This window comes from Streptomyces sp. SID4985, from assembly GCF_009863025.1.
Taxonomy (GTDB): domain Bacteria; phylum Actinomycetota; class Actinomycetes; order Streptomycetales; family Streptomycetaceae; genus Streptomyces.
Genome location: NZ_WWIR01000525.1, coordinates 19216 through 33808, shown reverse-complemented (window position 1 = coordinate 33808; position 14593 = coordinate 19216). Strand labels below are relative to the sequence as shown.

Genomic DNA, 14593 nt, shown 5'->3' with positions numbered 1-14593 from the left:
GGTGCCGGGCGCGGCCTCGGCGCTCGACGCGGGATGCGCGAGAGCCTCTTTGGACGTCACTGGCCGAGCACGTCCTTGATCTCGGCGGACGCCGCCTTCCAGCCCTCGGCCGGGGACTTGCCCTTCTGCTCGACCTGGAGGATGCCGATGTCGCTGATCGCGGCGTCGATCGGCTTGTCCTTCGGGCCGAGCGGCTGGGCCGGGATGGTCTTCGCCGCGTCGGAGAAGATCTGGGTGAGCGGCGCGCCGGAGAAGTACGCGACGGTGGCGGGCGCGGGCTTCAGCCCCGCGTACGCCGCCGGGGTCGACGGGAAGCTGGCCTGCTTGGCGAAGACCTTGGCCTGCTGTGCGGGCGCGGTCAGCCACTTCGCCAGGGCGACGGCCTCCTTCTGGTGCTTGCTGGAGGTCGGCACGCCGAGGAAGGAGCCGCCCCAGTTGGACGCGGCCGGGGCCGCTGCCACGTCCCACTTGCCGCTGCCCGAGTCACCGGACTTCTCCTGGATGTAGCCGATCATCCAGGCCGGGCAGGCGACGGTGGCGAAGGTGCCGTTGGCGAAGCCGTTGTCCCAGGTCGGGTCGAACTGCTTCAGCTTGGCGGACATGTCGCTGGTCGCCACGGTCATGGCGGCGTCCCAGGACGCCTTCACACCGGGGGACTTGTCCCAGACGACCTTGCCGTCCTTGTCGTAGTTGCGCACGGAGGCGCCGCCCAGGGCCGCGTTGTACACCGAGGCCGCCGAGTCGACGTACTTGGTGCCCTTCGGCGCCTTCTTCATGTACTGCTTGCCGAGGTCGACGTACTTCGACCAGTCGCCCTTCCACAGCTCCGCGAGCTTGGTGCGGTCGGTGGGCAGACCGGCCTTCGCGAAGAGGTCCTTGCGGTAGCAGACCGCCATCGGGCCGGTGTCCGTGCCGAGGCCGATGAGCTTGCCGTCCTTGGTGGTGGCCTGGGCGAGCTTCCAGTCCAGCCACTGGGACTTGTCGACGTCCTTGCCGAGGTCGACGAATTTGCTCGCCTGGGTGTCCACGGCCTCGGTGATGTTGCCGACCTCGATGGCCTGGATGTCGTCGGCGCCCGCGCCCGCCTGGAGGCGGGTGAGCACCTTCGGCCAGTACACGTCGGTACGGGTCGTGACGTTCTCCTTGATGGAGATGTCCGGGTGGAGCTTCGTGTACTCGTCGTACAGGCCGGCCTGCTTGTAGCCGAAGACGCCGAAGGTGCCGACGGTCAGCGTGATCTTGCCGTTGCCGCCGTCGTCCGCGTTCGACGAGCCGTCGTCCGAGTCCTTGGAGCAGCCGGCCAGCAGCCCCGTGGTCAGCGCGGCGGCGGCCATCAGGGCCACCGTTCCGCGAGACCTGCGGATACCCGTGCGCATTGCGTCCTCCTGTTGCCTGACGTGCCGACCCCCCGGCCAACTGCATGGAACTACTTCTGGAGCTGGGCCCGTTCGTACGCGCTGCGGCTCGGGCGGGGAACGTGCGGGATGTGTAGGTGTCAGGTACCGTGGGAGCGCTCCCACGAGTGATGTGTTGAAGGGTCGTCCGTCCGGCGCGGGGTGTCAAGGGAGTGCGCACTCCCAAGTCCCTTCAGTTATCGGGCTGTTAATTAGTTCCGGGACGACCGCGTGGAACGCGGCTGGTGGCGGTGGTGCGGGGCACTGTTACATTCCAGGCCAGGGGCGGTAACGACCCGCGGTGCGGGTGTGGACGGCGGCGCGAGCCGCCGATGGATGTACGGATACGGGTACGGGTTACGGGTGTTGGCGGGAGAGGCGGAGTCCATGGCGAGCCACGGAGCGCGGGGCGGCCGGAGCGGGGGACGGCCCACGCTCGAGGAGGTTGCCGCCCGTGCCGGGGTGGGCCGGGGCACGGTCTCCCGGGTGATCAACGGCTCCCCCCGGGTCAGCGACGCGACCCGCGCCGCCGTCGAGGCCGCCGTCGAGGAGCTGGGCTACGTCCCCAACACCGCCGCCCGCGCCCTCGCCGCCAACCGCACCGACTCCATCGCGCTCGTCGTCCCCGAGCCGGAGACCCGCTTCTTCGCGGAGCCGTACTTCTCCGACATGCTGAGCGGCGTAGGCGCCGAACTCGCCGACACTGAATGGCAGTTGATCCTCATCTTCGCGGGCAGCGACCGCAAGCGGCAGCGGCTCGCGGACTACCTCTCCGCCCACCGCGTCGACGGCGTCCTCCTCGTCTCCGTCCACGCCGACGACCCCCTCCCCGACCTCCTCGACCGCCTGGAGATCCCGGCCGTGATCAGCGGCCCCCGCTCGGCGGGCGAGACCCTCACCTCGGTCGACTCCGACAACTACGGCGGCGCGCACGCGGCGGTCTCTCACTTGCTGGCTCGTGGCTGCCGCCGCATCGCCCACATCACCGGCCGCCCCGACGTGTACGGCGCCCAGCGACGGGTGGACGGCTACCGGGACGCGCTGCGGTCGGCGGGCGTGGCTCCGGACGAACTCCTCCTGGAACCCGGCGACTTCACGGAGGAAGGCGGCCGCCGCGCGATGGCGGCCCTCCTCTCCCGCCGCCCCGACCTCGACGCGGTCTTCGCCGGCTCCGACGTCACGGCGGCGGGCGCCCGCCAGATCCTGCGCGAAGCGGGCCGCCGCATCCCGGAGGACGTGGCCCTGATCGGCTACGACGACTCCGCCATCGCCCGCCACATGGACCCACCCCTGACCAGCGTCCGCCAGCCGATCGAGGAGATGGGCCGCGCGATGATCGGCCTGCTCCTGGAGGAGATAGCGGATCGCCGTCCGGCGGCTGCGCGGGGGTTGGAGCGGAGGCATGTGGTGCTGCCTACGGAGTTGGTGGGGCGGGAGTCGGGGTAGTCGTGCTCTCTGTTCCCTGGCGTAATCCGGTGGCAGCCTCCTCCGCACCGCTCCTAAGGTCGCCGGGATGACACCCAACCCCGTGGACCCGGCGACGATCACACCGGAGATGGCCGATCGGATCCGCACATGGCGATGCGACGAGGACTACACCTGGCGCGCTGTGGCGCAAGCAGCCTCCGACCTCTGGGGTTCCGAACGGGGCAGCAACCAGCTCTTCGGCAGAGACCTCTGCGTGGCCGCGGCGAGACTGCTGGGCGAGGATCCCGATCGGGAGCCTTGGAACTGACGTTTCTCTCAGGCGGTCGATGCGGCGTTCGACGGTGTTGCGTCGGCCTCGCGGTCCCGCATGTCGCAACAGATCCGGCTCATCCGTCGTCGCTCTCTTCCACTACGGCGGGCTGTTCCTCCGTGGTCCCGCCGATGAGCGCGCGGCGCTTGCGGACGCGCTCAGCCGCGGCCAGGAGCCGTGCGGCATTGGCGCGCGAGCGCAGTAGGTAGTCGGTCTCCTCCATCGATTCGAAACCCTTGGCGGTCACGAGGGAGCGCACGGTTCCCGGTGGCGGTACGCGTCCGGGGCGACGCCGGTGCCGGACTCGACGGGTACGACGTCGTAGGGCTCGCCGGGCTGGAAGTAGTGGCCGCAGCGGGCGCAGGCGGGAGTGATGTACGACGGCGGCGGCTCGGGGCCGGGGTCGGGGTTCACTTCCGCCCGTCCCGGCCCACCCGCGCGCGCTCGGTCCGCTCGCCGGTGCAGGGGCGGCAGGCGCGGGGGAACCAGCGCTGGGGTGAGAGCAGTTGGCCGAAGTCGAGGAAAGCGGTCTCGACGGTGAGCGGGGTGCCGCACCAGACGCAGGAACGGCCCCGTAGGCGGTCGTCGGACAGGGTGTCGGGCGGGGGCAGTTCCTGAGCGAGAGCGCTCAGTCTTTCCGCGTTGGTCGTGCGTTCCCGCCCCAACTCCTTTCTGCCGTAGTCGATGAGAGCCAGTACGTCCTCGGCGCGGCACAGGTGGTGCCGACGGCTGGGCGGAGTCACCCAGAAGGAGCCGGGCGGGCCGGTGACGATGAGGTCGGGCACGCCCAGGTACGTGCCGTGGCTGAGGAGCGGGGTTTCCGGGTCGCCGGGCCAGTCGCCCTGGTGGGGAACCAGGGCCCAGTAGGTGGGACCGAGGGTTCGTACGTCGTGGATGACGGGGCCGTTGAGGACGTTGCCGATGTCTCCGCCGCCGACAGCGGCGTGGAGGAGATCGCCGGGAATGCGGACGGCGTCGAAACGGGGGCCGAGCGGGAGCAGCGCGACGCCACACCTGCTCCATTCCCGCCGGGCCTGCTCGGGGGAGGCGTGCGCGCCGGCCAGCCAGTCCCGGATGGCATCGGGCGGTTCGCTTCGAGAGGGGAAGGTGGCGGGTTGGGTGACGCGGCCGTAGTGCATATGGGTCTCCCTCGGAGTCGGTGGTCTCCGGTGACGCTAGGGAAGCGAGGTACGGCACAGCCAGTGATGTGCATTTTTGTGCGTGACACTCGCTCTTACGTGTGTACTCACGCCTAGGCAGTCTTGACGACCCGATCCTCCAACCTCATCGTGATGCACAGTCCTGCACAACCCAGTGAAGGAGGCAGCGGTGGCGCTAGTGTTCATCGGTATCGACCCGAACACGGGAGACCACGAGAGTCCGACGGTGTGGGTCGATCCGGAGGCCAGCGAACTGGTCTTCCAGGGGTGGAAGCCGAGCCCGGAACTGCGGGCGGAATGCGCCGCGTTGGAGCTGCCCGGACACGCGGTCGGCATTCCCGAGCACGAGGCCGTGATCCGTATCCCCGCCCGTATGGTGCCGATGATCAGGGAGGCATGTGATGCCGTCGAACGTGCTGCCAGTCGAGTTCACTGACCTGCTCGCGTCTGCGCAACGGTCCGCCGTCCACCTGGAGATGCGCGACTCGTACGCCGTCGACTACGAGCGCGGCCCCTTCGCCGAGTGGCGCGAGGGATTCCGGCATGACCCTGCCGACCGTGCGTCCTGGTGGCGGCCATGGCTGGACCTGGTGCGGGAGACCGTGGCCCGGGGTGTCGTCATCCGCCGGGCCCGGATCGTCTCCGAGCCGGTGAGCGAGTACACCCGCTTTCTGTACGACAACACCTTCACCAACGTGGCTGCCGGAGAGCAGGTGCGCTGGTTCCCGCGTCGCCGGACCGGCGTGATCGCTCTGCCCGCCAACGACTTCTGGGTCATCGACGGACAGGTGGTCCGATGGAACCACTTCACGGGATCGGGCGCGTCCGCGGGCGGGGAGGTCACCGACGATCCCACGGCGGCGAAGCTGTGCAGTGAAGCCTTCGATACGGTCTGGGCGCGAGCCATTCCGCACGACCAGTACGAGATCCACTGATCCAGCACGCACCGGACAGGCCAGTTCATGCCCGTTTCCCCGTCGTCGGCCGCTCAGGCGGCACGCGAAGTCGTCGCCCACAGGCTGCGCGACATGCGCAAGAGCGCCGGGCTGACGGTCGTGGAGTTGGCCGACCGGTGCGGCTGGCACCACGCCAAGACGAGCCGGATCGAGAACGCCCGCACCGCACCCACGGCCCGGGACATAAGAGCCTGGTGCGTGGCCTGTGGTATCCCGGATCAGGCTGACGGGCTCGTCGCCCAGTCTCTGCACGCGGAATCCCTCTATACCGAGTGGCGCACCCAGGTGCGTGCCGGGCTCAAGGTGCTTCAGGGCAGCGAACCCAACCTCTTCCGCGACACGGACCTCTTCCGGGTCTACTCCTCCTCGCTCGTGCCCGGCCTGCTGCAAACGGAGGGATACGCCGCCGGAGTGCTCGGGATCAGCGCCCGGTTTCGGGACGTTCCCGTGGACGACAGCGCGGCCGCCGCCCGCGCCCGGGTCGAGCGCAGCAGGATCATCCACGAGCCGGGCCGCCGCTTCGTATTCGTAGTGGAGGAGCCAGTCCTCCACTACCGCGTCTGCGACACCGAGGCCATGGCCGCACAACTCGGCTACCTGCTCACCGCCGGCGCCCTCCCACAGGTCTCGCTCGGCATCATCCCCGCGAACACGGCGTCCAGGCAGCAGTGGCCGCGCGAGACGTTCCACGTCTATGACGACCGCCTCGTCAGCGTCGAGCTGGTGTCCGCCCGCGTACGGATCACCCAACCATCGGAGATCGAACTCCACTTGGTGGCATTCGAGCAGCTCCGCTCGATGGCCGTCTACGGCCCCGACGCCCGCGCCCTCATCCGCCGGGCCATCGAGGCGTTGGACCGCCCGGAGAACTGAGTCGACACGCCTCCCCTGTCGCGGCAGACTCCCCCCGATGACCCAACGAACCGACACGCCCCCCACCTGGGACGAGCGTGCGCAGCTCACCACCTTTCTCGACTACGCCCGGGACACCGCGCGGGCCAAGTGTGAGGGGGTGTCTGCCGAGGACGCGCGGAGGGCGCCGCTGCCGGGGTCGCCGTTGATGACGTTGTGCGGGTTGATCAGTCATCTGCGGTGGGTGGAGTACTACTGGTTCCAGGTGATGTTCCTGGGGGAGGAGATCGAGGGGCCGCTGGCCGAGGCCACCGATGATGATCCGGACCCGGAGATGCGGACGGCGGTCGATGTTCCGCTGGCCCGGTTGCTCGCCGAGTACGAGGAGCAGAGTGAGCGTTATCGGCGGCTGGTGGCCGAGTGCGAGCTGGATGTGGAGGCCAGGCGTCCCATCGGGGACGGGCGGTACGTCGATCTTCGGTGGGTGATTCTCCACCTCATCGAGGAGACGTCCCGGCACAACGGCCATCTCGATGTCGTACGGGAACTCGTCGACGGGCGGACCGGCGCCTAGCCGGGCTGGTGCGCCTGGGTTCACTCGTGGAGGCGCCGCCCGATGCGGAAACGACTGAGGGCCGGTCCGTCGGAACGGATCGGCCCTCAGTCCATCAGGGTGAGTGACGGGACTTGAACCCGCGACATCCTGGACCACAACCAGGTGCTCTGCCAGCTGAGCTACACCCACCACGACCGGCGGTTGAACTTGTCGTTCCCCGACCGGCCGAGAAGAAGTCTACAGGGTTCTCGGGGGTGCTCGCGCACACGTTTCCGTGTGGGGGCTACTGCGGGGGCAGGACGTACTTCGCGGCGATCGTCCGGGCCGTCTCGGAGTCCGGGCCGGGCTGGGGGACGAAGACCGCCTCGCGGTAGTAGCGCAGCTCCGCGATGGACTCGCGGATGTCGGCCAGGGCGCGGTGGTTGCCGTTCTTCTCCGGGCTGTTGAAGTACGCCCTCGGGTACCAGCGCCGGGCCAGCTCCTTGATCGAGGAGACATCCACGATGCGGTAGTGGAGGTGCGCCTCCAGCGTGGGCATGTCGCGCAGCAGGAAGCCGCGGTCGGTGCCGACGGAGTTGCCGCACAGCGGGGCCTTGCCCGGCTCCTTGACGTGCTCACGGATGTACGCGAGCACCTGCTCCTCGGCGTCGGCCAGCGTCGTACCGCCCGCCAGCTCCTCCAGCAGGCCGGACGCGGTGTGCATCTGGCGCACCACCTCCGGCATCGTCTCCAGCGCGGAGTCCGGCGGACGGATGACGATGTCCACGCCCTCGCCGAGCACGTTCAGCTCGGAGTCGGTGACGAGGGCGGCCACCTCGATAAGCGCGTCGTCGGACAGCGAGAGGCCGGTCATCTCGCAGTCGATCCACACCATGCGATCGTTCATGTGTCTCACCTTACGGTGAGCCGACCCCAGCTGAACCCGGCCGTACGCCAGGTATGGGAGAGGGGAGGAGGCGTGTGACTTCCGCCTCCTCCCCTCCCTCCGACATCCCTACGGGGTCAGACCCCGCCCCGCGCCCCCGGCAGCAGGCTCACCGCGCCCGCCGTGTGCCTGCGGCTCTGGAGCGGGACTCCCCCGTCACGCTCCGAGTGCAGTACGGCGGGCACCTGGCCGACCACGCCATGGCCGGCCAGGCCGACCGGCGCGGCGCCGGACACCCCGGGCGGCGGCAGCGGCGACTCCTGCTCGACCGGCCGCTCGCCCTGTGGCCTGCGGGCCCGGTAGGCGGCCCGGTAGGCGGCGGGCGACGAGCCGAGCTGGCGGCGGAAGTGCCCGCGCAGCGCGACCGGTGAGCGGAAGCCGCACCGCCCCGCGACCTCGTCCACGGAGTAGTCCGAGGTCTCGAGCAGCCGCTGTGCCTGGAGCACCCGCTGGGTGATCAGCCACTGCAGCGGCGCGCTGCCGGTGAGCGAGCGGAAACGGCGGTCGAACGTACGGCGGCTCATATAGGCGCGTGCCGCCAGCGTCTCCACGTCGAACTGCTCGTGGAGGTGTTCCAGCGCCCAGGCGACGACCTCGGCCAGCGGGTCGGCGCCGATCTCCTCTGGTAAAGACCTGTCGAGATAGCGCTCCTGACCGCCGCTGCGGCGCGGCGGGACCACCAGGCGCCGGGCGAGCGCGCCCGCCGCCTCGTTGCCGTGGTCCGTCCGCACGATGTGGAGACAGAGGTCGATCCCGGCCGCCGTCCCCGCGGAGGTCAGTACGTCGCCGTCGTCCACGAAGAGTTCCCGTGGATCGACGTGCACCGACGGATAGCGCTTGGCCAGCGTCGGCGCGTACATCCAGTGGGTGGTCGCCGGCCGTCCGTCCAGCAGGCCGGCCGCCGCCAGGACGAACGCCCCGGTGCACAGGCCGACGATGCGGGCCCCCTCCTCATGCGCGCGGCGGAGGGCGTCGAGCGCCTCCTCCGGCGGTGGTGAGGTGATCGAGCGCCAGGCCGGTACGACGACCGTGCCCGCACGGGAGATCGCCTCCAGGCCATGCGGCGCGGTGAGTTCCAGGCCCCCTGTGGTCCGCAGCGGGCCGTCCTCGCCTCCGCACACCAGCAGTCGGTAGCGCGGTACTCCGGCGTCCTGGCGGTCGATCCCGAACACCGAAAGCGGTATGGAACTCTCGAAGATGGGGCCGCCGCTGAACAGCAGCACCGCGACGATCTCCTTGCGACGTCGCCCGGCGAGCTTCCGGGCTGCGGCATCCGGCGCTGCGGTGGAGTCGTGGCTCATACTGCTAAGCCCCCCTCGGTGGTCGCGGCTCCTCGGTTGTGTCGCTCCTGCACGTTTCCCCTCGGTCCTGCACGAGTCCCCCGCCGTAAGACAGTCAAGATCGAATCTACTGGCTGCCGTGGTCTGTCGGTGGCCAGTTCTCCACGTCACGCATTGTCGACATGACAACTTGGCGTGAAGCATTCGATCACGAAGGGTTGCACTCGTGGGCCGCGCAGGGAAGTGCGCCTCGGCGTGGTGGCCAAACCGCATAGGGTGCTTGGGGTCTCGTGGACCCTGTTTGTGCAGGTGGAACGGGGGATGAGGGGTGGTTGCGCCCCCTCCGGAGCGATATTCAGAAGTTGGCTGAAAAGCAGCGTTCCGAGGCGCGGAAACCGGTCAGTCAACCGGTGTCTGCCGTTCCGTCTTCGCCGCGGCACGCTCGAAGTGGCGCAGCAGCACCCAACATGTTCCTGTCACGGCCGTGAGGCCCAGTCCCGCGCCGGCGGCGGTCACCGGCGCGCTGCCGCACCACAGCAGGACGACGGGGACGAGCAGACACCCGAACACACCCCAGCCGATCACGTCACGCACCGTGTCCGTCGCGGGCGGAGCGGACGGCGTGGAGGGAGCGGCGGAGGGAGAGGCCGGCGCGGACCGTACGTACGACTCGGCGCGCGGTGCGGCGGTGGGCCGGGGTGCGGGCATCGGGGCTCCCTGGGGCGGCGGTTCAGGGGGTTCAACGCGGCCGGGCCCGGTCGGTCACCGGGCGGGCCCGGATTTCCGTACAACGGTCACCGACCGGCCCCGAACCGGTGCCGCCCCGTCCAGCAATCCCGTACAAAACCCCGTGTACGGGGCAGCGACCATTGCGCCCCGCGCGCCGCTCGTGCATTCTCCGGGGAACCCCCCGGGCACCCCGGAGGGCCGCTCACGGAGCGTGCGGGAGATCTGGGCCCGGGAGGCGTGCCGCCGTACCCTTGGGGGTATGGGCTTGGGAAGACGAATCCCGGACACAGCTCCGCCGCACGATGTCCCCCTCCCATAAAAGGATCACAACGCCGAGACAGCCATGGCCGGTCACGAATTCTTCGAACCCGCGGACCGCAAGCGGCCGGTTGCCGAACCGACGGCGGCCGACCCCCTGGCGGCGGAAGAGACACGCCCTTCCTGCGATCCCGCCTTCCAGCACGGAGTGGTCGTCGGCTTCGACGGCTCCACCTCCAGCGAGCGCGCCCTCGCCTACGCGATCGGCGTGGCCCGGCGATCCGGCTCCGGCCTGATCATCGTCCATGTGGCCAACCGGCTGCCCACCACCGTGTGGGCGGGCTGCGAGCCGCCCGTCTTCGTCGACGTTCCCGACCACCGCACCGAGGTGCTCGGTCTCGAACTGGCCTGTGCGGAGCATCTCGCCGAGGTGCCCTGGATCCTGGTCGAGCGCGGCGGCGATATCTGCCACGAACTCGAGGAGGTCGGGCGGGAGTACGAGGCGGACGCGATCGTGGTCGGCTCGACCCACGGCCTCGTCGGCCGCCTCTTCGGCTCGGTGGCGGGACGGCTGGCCAAACGGGCTCGCCGTCCGGTGATCGTGATCCCCTGAGGGGCGCGTTCGGCAGCACGGAACGCTCAACGCGCCTGTCAGTGCGCCCAGTTGACCCTCGAACCAGGTGTTCGGAAGCCCCCGGCGGGGCATGTACCCCGCCGGGGGCTTCGGTGCGTGTCGCAGCCGGCGGGTGACGGCCGTCGGCGAGGGGGCGGCACATGAATGGACCCCCACGTGGGGCACGTAGGGGTCCGTTCTCCGACAGCGGGGGTGGACTACTCCACCGTCACCGACTTCGCCAGGTTGCGCGGCTTGTCGATGTCGCGGCCCAGGGCCTTCGCCGTGTGGTAGGCGAGCAGCTGGAGCGGGATGCCCATGAGGATCGGGTCCAGCTCGTCCTCGTTCTTCGGGACGATGATCGTCTGGTCGGCCTTCTCCTGCTCCTGGTGGGCGACCGCGAGGATCTTGCCGCTGCGGGCCTTGATCTCCTCCAGGGCGGCGCGGTTCTTCTCCAGCAGGTCGTCGTCCGGGACGATGGCGACCGTCGGCAGGGCGGGCTCGATCAGGGCCAGCGGGCCGTGCTTGAGCTCGGAGGCGGGGTAGGCCTCGGCGTGGATGTACGAGACCTCCTTGAGCTTCAGGGAGGCCTCACGCGCCACCGGGTAGCCCCGGACGCGGCCGATGAAGAGCATCGAGCGGGCGTCGGCGAACTGCTCCGCCAGCACCTTGATCTCCTCTTCCTGCTTGAGGATCTCGGTGATCTGCTGGGGCAGCTTGCGCAGGCCCTCGATGATCCGCTTGCCGTCCCGCACGGACAGGTCGCGGGTGCGGCCCAGGTGCAGGGCGAGCAGCGCGAAGGCGACGGTCATGTTGGTGAAGCACTTGGTGGACACCACGCAGACCTCGGGCCCGGCGTGCACGTACATGCCGCCGTCCGCCTCGCGGGCGATCGCCGAGCCGACCACGTTGACGACGCCCAGGACGCGGGCGCCCTTGCGCTTCAGCTCCTGGACGGCCGCGAGCACGTCGTACGTCTCACCGGACTGCGAGACCGCGATGTAGAGGGTGTCGGGGTCCACGACCGCGTTGCGGTAGCGGAACTCGGAGGCGGGCTCGGCGTCGGCGGGGATGCGGGCCAGCTCCTCGATCATCTGGGCGCCGATCATGCCCGCGTGGTACGAGGTGCCGCAGCCGAGGATCTTCACGCGGCGGATCTGGCGCGCCTCGCGGGCGTCCAGGTTGAGGCCGCCGAGGTGCACGGTGGAGAAGCGGTCGTCGATGCGGCCGCGCAGCACGCGGTCCACGGCGTCGGCCTGCTCGAAGATCTCCTTGTGCATGTAGGTGTCGTGGCCGCCCATGTCGTACGACGCGGCCTCCCACTCCACGGTGGTGGGCTCGGAGCTGGTCCGGGTGCCCTCGGTGGTGTAGGTGCGGAAGTCGTCGGCCTTGAGGGTGGCCATCTCGCCGTCGTCCAGGGTGACGACCTGGCGGGTGTGGGCGACCAGGGCGGCGATGTCCGAGGCGACGAACATCTCCTTCTCGCCGATGCCGAGCACGACCGGGGAGCCGTTGCGGGCGACCACGATGCGGTCGGGGAAGTCGGCGTGCATGACGGCGATGCCGTAGGTGCCCTCGACGACGCGCAGCGCCTCGCGGACCTTGTCCTCCAGCTTCTCGGCCGTCGAGCGGGCGACCAGGTGGGTGAGGACCTCGGTGTCGGTGTCGGAGAGGAACTCGACGCCGTCCGCCTCCAGCTTGCGGCGCAGGTCGGAGGCGTTGTCGATGATGCCGTTGTGCACGACGGCGACCTTGCTGTCCGCCGACATGTGCGGGTGGGCGTTCACGTCGGACGGGGCGCCGTGCGTGGCCCAGCGGGTGTGGGCGATGCCGGTGGTGCCCTTGAAGCGCGCGGGGACCTTGGCCTCCAGGTCGCGGACCCGGCCCTTGGCCTTGACCATCTTCAGGGCCGGCGTCTTGGGGCTGGAGACGACGATGCCCGCCGAGTCGTAGCCCCGGTACTCCAGGCGCTGGAGGCCCTCCAGGAGCAGGGGAGCGACGTCACGCCTACCGATGTATCCGACAATTCCGCACATATGAAGTCTTCCCTCACCCTGGAGTTTCTCAGCCGTAGACCATGCGGCGCAGTTGCCTGAGCGTCAGCTCCGGCGGTGCCACGGCCCGGTATTTCAGGTCCGCCTCGATCCGGTCGAAGATCGCCGTGTTCCGCAGGCCCTCGGCCTGCAGTTCACGGTGGCGGCGACGGACGTACTCCTGAGTCGTCTCGTCGAAGTAGGCCAGCACGTCCTGGATCACCCGCAGCGCTTCGCCCCTGTTCAGCGGGGTGGAGCGCGTCAGATGATCGACAAGTTCCTCGTGCACCCGGTAGATCCTGGGGCACGGCGGCGACTTTCGCAAGAATCTTGCCCGAAATCGGGCAAGCGCCTGTTGGGGCTCCGATGGGGTGCTGTTAGCCGGAAATCCACTCCGCGTCCCGAGCGGCGTCGCCCGCGCCCGGCACCTTTCGGTGACATGGACATTCCTCGTATGGGCGTACCCGAGAAGCTGGCCGAGCGCATGAGCATGGCCGAGCGGCACGAGTATCTGCGCGCCAGATTCTCCCGGCGGAACATGATCAGAGGCGGCGCCGTGACCGTGGGCACCGTCGTCGGCGGCGCGTTCGTCTCCGGCACCCAGGCCGCGGCCGCCGCCCCGGCCACCGCCGCCACGATCCCCGCCCACCGCCCCGCCGAGACCGTCGACGGTGCCCTCGTCGCCCCCTTCGGACGCCATCTGGCCTGGGGTAACGACCCGCGCACCGAGGTCACCGTCTCCTGGCAGGTGCCCGTCGCGGTCAAGCGGCCCTTCATCCGGATCGGCGCCCAGCCCTGGGACCTCTCCCGCAAGATCCAGGCCGAGGTCCGTACCCTCCACACCCCGGCCGGGGTCGGCGCGAGCGGCGACCACACCCAGTACTACGTGCACGCGAAGCTGACCCACCTGCGCCCCGGCCAGACCTATTACTACGGCGTCGGCCACCAGGGCTTCGACCCCGCCGCGCCCCATCTCCTCGGCACCCTCGGCACCTTCACCACCGCCCCCGCCGGGAAGAAGCCCTTCACCTTCACCGCCTTCGGTGACGAGGGCGTCGGCTACCACGGCCTGGCCAACAACGCCCTGATCCTCGGCCAGAACCCCGCCTTCCACCTCCACGCGGGCGACATCGCCTACGGCGACCCGGCCGGCGCAGGCAAGACCACCGACACCGGCTTCGACTCGCGCACCTGGGACCAGTTCCTGCACCAGACCGAGTCCGTCGCCAAGCAGGTCCCCTGGATGCCCGCCTACGGCAACCACGACATGGAGGCCTGGTACTCGCCCAACGGCTACGGCGGCGAGGAGGCCCGCTGGACCCTCCCCGACAACGGCCCCGACCACCGGAACCTCCCCGGCGTCTACTCCTTCGTCTACGGCAACACCGCCGTGATCTCCCTGGACGCCAACGACATCTCGTACGAGATCCCGGCCAACCTCGGCATCTCCGGCGGCACGCAGACCACGTGGCTGGAGACCCAGCTGAAGAGGTACCGCGCCGCGAGGGACGTGGACTTCGTCGTGGTCTTCTTCCACCACTGCGCCTACTGCACCTCCACCGCCCACGCCTCCGAGGGCGGGGTGCGCGAGGAGTGGGTGCCGCTGTTCGAGAAGTACACCGTGGACCTGGTCATCAACGGCCACAACCACCAGTACGAGCGCACCGACGTGATCAAGGGCGACAGGGTCGTCAAGAAGCTCCCCGTCGGCGGCACCGCCTACCCGGAGACCGAGGGCGTCGTCTACGTCACGGCGGGCGCGGCCGGGCGGAGCCTGTACGCCTTCACCGCGCCCGACTCCTACGAGGGGAACGAGCACGAGGTCGAGTCCGTGGCCTCCTTCGTCAACCTCAAGGACGGCAAGCGCGACGAGTCGGTCACCTGGTCCCGGGTGCGCTACCTCGACTACTCCTTCCTGCGCGTGGACGTCACGCCCGCGCCGAAGGGGCGTACAGCCACGCTGACCGTGTCCGGCATCGCGGAGACCGGCGAGCGGATCGACCACTTCACGGTGGCGCGCAGGGCGAAGTAGCGCTGCGAAGCGGCGCTCAGGGCGGCACGGGAAACGGGCACCCCGGAGGACCGTACTTCCGGGGTGC

General features: G+C 69.7%; 17 protein-coding genes and 1 tRNA gene. 8 read left to right on the top strand and 10 right to left on the bottom strand.

All coding sequences use genetic code 11. The features are described 5' to 3' along the window. Positions 1-56: 56 nt before the first annotated feature. Positions 57-1376, bottom strand: a complete 1320-nt coding sequence (locus GTW40_RS22775; protein WP_161182046.1) for an extracellular solute-binding protein — start codon at positions 1374-1376, stop codon at positions 57-59. Positions 1377-1781: 405 nt separating this feature from the next. Between GTW40_RS22775 and GTW40_RS22770 the strand changes: the two genes are divergently transcribed. Continuing rightward, positions 1782-2840 carry a LacI family DNA-binding transcriptional regulator gene (locus tag GTW40_RS22770; RefSeq protein WP_161182045.1) on the top strand — a complete coding sequence of 353 codons (1059 nt, stop codon included), beginning with the start codon at positions 1782-1784 and terminating at the stop codon, positions 2838-2840. Between the two features lie 67 nt (positions 2841-2907). Further along, entirely contained in the window at positions 2908-3129 is a 222-nt protein-coding gene (locus GTW40_RS22765) for a hypothetical protein (RefSeq protein WP_161182044.1), read from the top strand. 79 nt (positions 3130-3208) lie between these two features. On the opposite strand, the gene GTW40_RS22760 is transcribed toward GTW40_RS22765, so the two are convergent. From GTW40_RS22760 to GTW40_RS22750, 3 genes are read right to left on the bottom strand one after another with little or no spacing between them, the layout of a single operon-like run. Further along, entirely contained in the window at positions 3209-3379 is a 171-nt protein-coding gene (locus tag GTW40_RS22760) for a hypothetical protein (RefSeq protein ID WP_161182043.1), read from the bottom strand. Beyond that, positions 3376-3546: a hypothetical protein gene (locus GTW40_RS22755; protein WP_161182042.1), complete on the bottom strand. Its 171-nt coding sequence runs from the start codon at positions 3544-3546 to the stop codon at positions 3376-3378. The genes GTW40_RS22760 and GTW40_RS22755 overlap by 4 nt, the downstream gene beginning before the upstream one ends. Further along, positions 3543-4271, bottom strand: coding sequence for a hypothetical protein (locus GTW40_RS22750; protein ID WP_161182041.1), 729 nt, complete (start codon positions 4269-4271; stop codon positions 3543-3545). Before GTW40_RS22750 ends, GTW40_RS22755 begins: the two co-directional genes overlap by 4 nt. Before the next feature lie 190 nt (positions 4272-4461). Here GTW40_RS22750 and GTW40_RS22745 point away from each other — a divergent pair, with 190 nt between their 5' ends. From GTW40_RS22745 to GTW40_RS22730, 4 genes are read left to right on the top strand one after another with little or no spacing between them, the layout of a single operon-like run. Next, positions 4462-4728 (top strand): hypothetical protein, encoded by a 267-nt coding sequence (locus GTW40_RS22745; protein ID WP_161182040.1) that lies wholly within the window; start codon positions 4462-4464, stop codon positions 4726-4728. Then, on the top strand, positions 4694-5227 hold the full coding sequence (locus GTW40_RS22740; protein WP_161182039.1) for a DUF6879 family protein: 534 nt from the start codon (positions 4694-4696) through the stop codon (positions 5225-5227). The genes GTW40_RS22745 and GTW40_RS22740 overlap by 35 nt, the downstream gene beginning before the upstream one ends. A 27-nt stretch (positions 5228-5254) precedes the next feature. Further along, positions 5255-6121, top strand: coding sequence for a helix-turn-helix transcriptional regulator (locus GTW40_RS22735; RefSeq protein WP_161182038.1), 867 nt, complete (start codon positions 5255-5257; stop codon positions 6119-6121). Between the two features lie 37 nt (positions 6122-6158). Beyond that, complete coding sequence (locus GTW40_RS22730) at positions 6159-6674, top strand: DinB family protein (RefSeq protein ID WP_161182037.1); 516 nt, start codon at positions 6159-6161, stop codon at positions 6672-6674. A gap of 98 nt (positions 6675-6772) precedes the next feature. Here GTW40_RS22730 and GTW40_RS22725 read toward each other — a convergent pair. The 4 genes from GTW40_RS22725 to GTW40_RS22710 all read right to left on the bottom strand — a co-directional run bounded on the left by GTW40_RS22725 (position 6773) and on the right by GTW40_RS22710 (position 9569). Continuing rightward, positions 6773-6845: transfer RNA gene (locus GTW40_RS22725), tRNA-His, on the bottom strand. 94 nt (positions 6846-6939) lie between these two features. Continuing rightward, complete coding sequence (gene orn / locus GTW40_RS22720) at positions 6940-7542, bottom strand: oligoribonuclease (RefSeq protein ID WP_161182036.1); 603 nt, start codon at positions 7540-7542, stop codon at positions 6940-6942. Positions 7543-7658: 116 nt separating this feature from the next. After that, the gene (locus GTW40_RS22715; protein WP_161182035.1) at positions 7659-8882 is read right to left on the bottom strand and encodes a helix-turn-helix domain-containing protein; all 1224 of its coding nucleotides are present in this window, start codon (positions 8880-8882) and stop codon (positions 7659-7661) included. Positions 8883-9260: 378 nt separating this feature from the next. Next, the gene (locus GTW40_RS22710; protein WP_161182034.1) at positions 9261-9569 is read right to left on the bottom strand and encodes a hypothetical protein; all 309 of its coding nucleotides are present in this window, start codon (positions 9567-9569) and stop codon (positions 9261-9263) included. A gap of 364 nt (positions 9570-9933) precedes the next feature. On the opposite strand from GTW40_RS22710, the gene GTW40_RS22705 reads away from it, so the two are divergent. After that, positions 9934-10461, top strand: a complete 528-nt coding sequence (locus GTW40_RS22705) for a universal stress protein (protein WP_161182033.1) — start codon at positions 9934-9936, stop codon at positions 10459-10461. A gap of 218 nt (positions 10462-10679) precedes the next feature. Here the strand turns inward: GTW40_RS22705 and glmS are convergent, their stop codons facing one another. Next, entirely contained in the window at positions 10680-12497 is a 1818-nt protein-coding gene (gene glmS / locus GTW40_RS22700) for a glutamine--fructose-6-phosphate transaminase (isomerizing) (RefSeq protein WP_161182032.1), read from the bottom strand. Positions 12498-12525: 28 nt separating this feature from the next. Beyond that, on the bottom strand, positions 12526-12783 hold the full coding sequence (locus GTW40_RS22695) for a hypothetical protein (RefSeq protein WP_161182031.1): 258 nt from the start codon (positions 12781-12783) through the stop codon (positions 12526-12528). Between the two features lie 165 nt (positions 12784-12948). Here GTW40_RS22695 and GTW40_RS22690 point away from each other — a divergent pair, with 165 nt between their 5' ends. Next, positions 12949-14526 (top strand): metallophosphoesterase family protein, encoded by a 1578-nt coding sequence (locus GTW40_RS22690; protein ID WP_202486286.1) that lies wholly within the window; start codon positions 12949-12951, stop codon positions 14524-14526. Positions 14527-14593 lie beyond the last annotated feature (67 nt).

What these genes read in the sequence shown, in the direction of transcription:
- GTW40_RS22775 (WP_161182046.1), bottom strand. Translation starts at nt 1,376, where the DNA reads ATGCGCACGGGTATCCGCAGGTCTCGCGGAACGGTGGCCCTGATGGCC.
- GTW40_RS22770 (WP_161182045.1), top strand. Translation starts at nt 1,782, where the DNA reads ATGGCGAGCCACGGAGCGCGGGGCGGCCGGAGCGGGGGACGGCCCACG.
- GTW40_RS22765 (WP_161182044.1), top strand. Translation starts at nt 2,908, where the DNA reads ATGACACCCAACCCCGTGGACCCGGCGACGATCACACCGGAGATGGCC.
- GTW40_RS22750 (WP_161182041.1), bottom strand. Translation starts at nt 4,271, where the DNA reads ATGCACTACGGCCGCGTCACCCAACCCGCCACCTTCCCCTCTCGAAGC.
- GTW40_RS22740 (WP_161182039.1), top strand. Translation starts at nt 4,694, where the DNA reads ATGCCGTCGAACGTGCTGCCAGTCGAGTTCACTGACCTGCTCGCGTCT.
- GTW40_RS22735 (WP_161182038.1), top strand. Translation starts at nt 5,255, where the DNA reads ATGCCCGTTTCCCCGTCGTCGGCCGCTCAGGCGGCACGCGAAGTCGTC.
- GTW40_RS22730 (WP_161182037.1), top strand. Translation starts at nt 6,159, where the DNA reads ATGACCCAACGAACCGACACGCCCCCCACCTGGGACGAGCGTGCGCAG.
- orn (WP_161182036.1), bottom strand. Translation starts at nt 7,542, where the DNA reads ATGAACGATCGCATGGTGTGGATCGACTGCGAGATGACCGGCCTCTCG.
- GTW40_RS22715 (WP_161182035.1), bottom strand. Translation starts at nt 8,882, where the DNA reads ATGAGCCACGACTCCACCGCAGCGCCGGATGCCGCAGCCCGGAAGCTC.
- GTW40_RS22710 (WP_161182034.1), bottom strand. Translation starts at nt 9,569, where the DNA reads ATGCCCGCACCCCGGCCCACCGCCGCACCGCGCGCCGAGTCGTACGTA.
- GTW40_RS22705 (WP_161182033.1), top strand. Translation starts at nt 9,934, where the DNA reads ATGGCCGGTCACGAATTCTTCGAACCCGCGGACCGCAAGCGGCCGGTT.
- glmS (WP_161182032.1), bottom strand. Translation starts at nt 12,497, where the DNA reads ATGTGCGGAATTGTCGGATACATCGGTAGGCGTGACGTCGCTCCCCTG.
- GTW40_RS22690 (WP_202486286.1), top strand. Translation starts at nt 12,949, where the DNA reads ATGGGCGTACCCGAGAAGCTGGCCGAGCGCATGAGCATGGCCGAGCGG.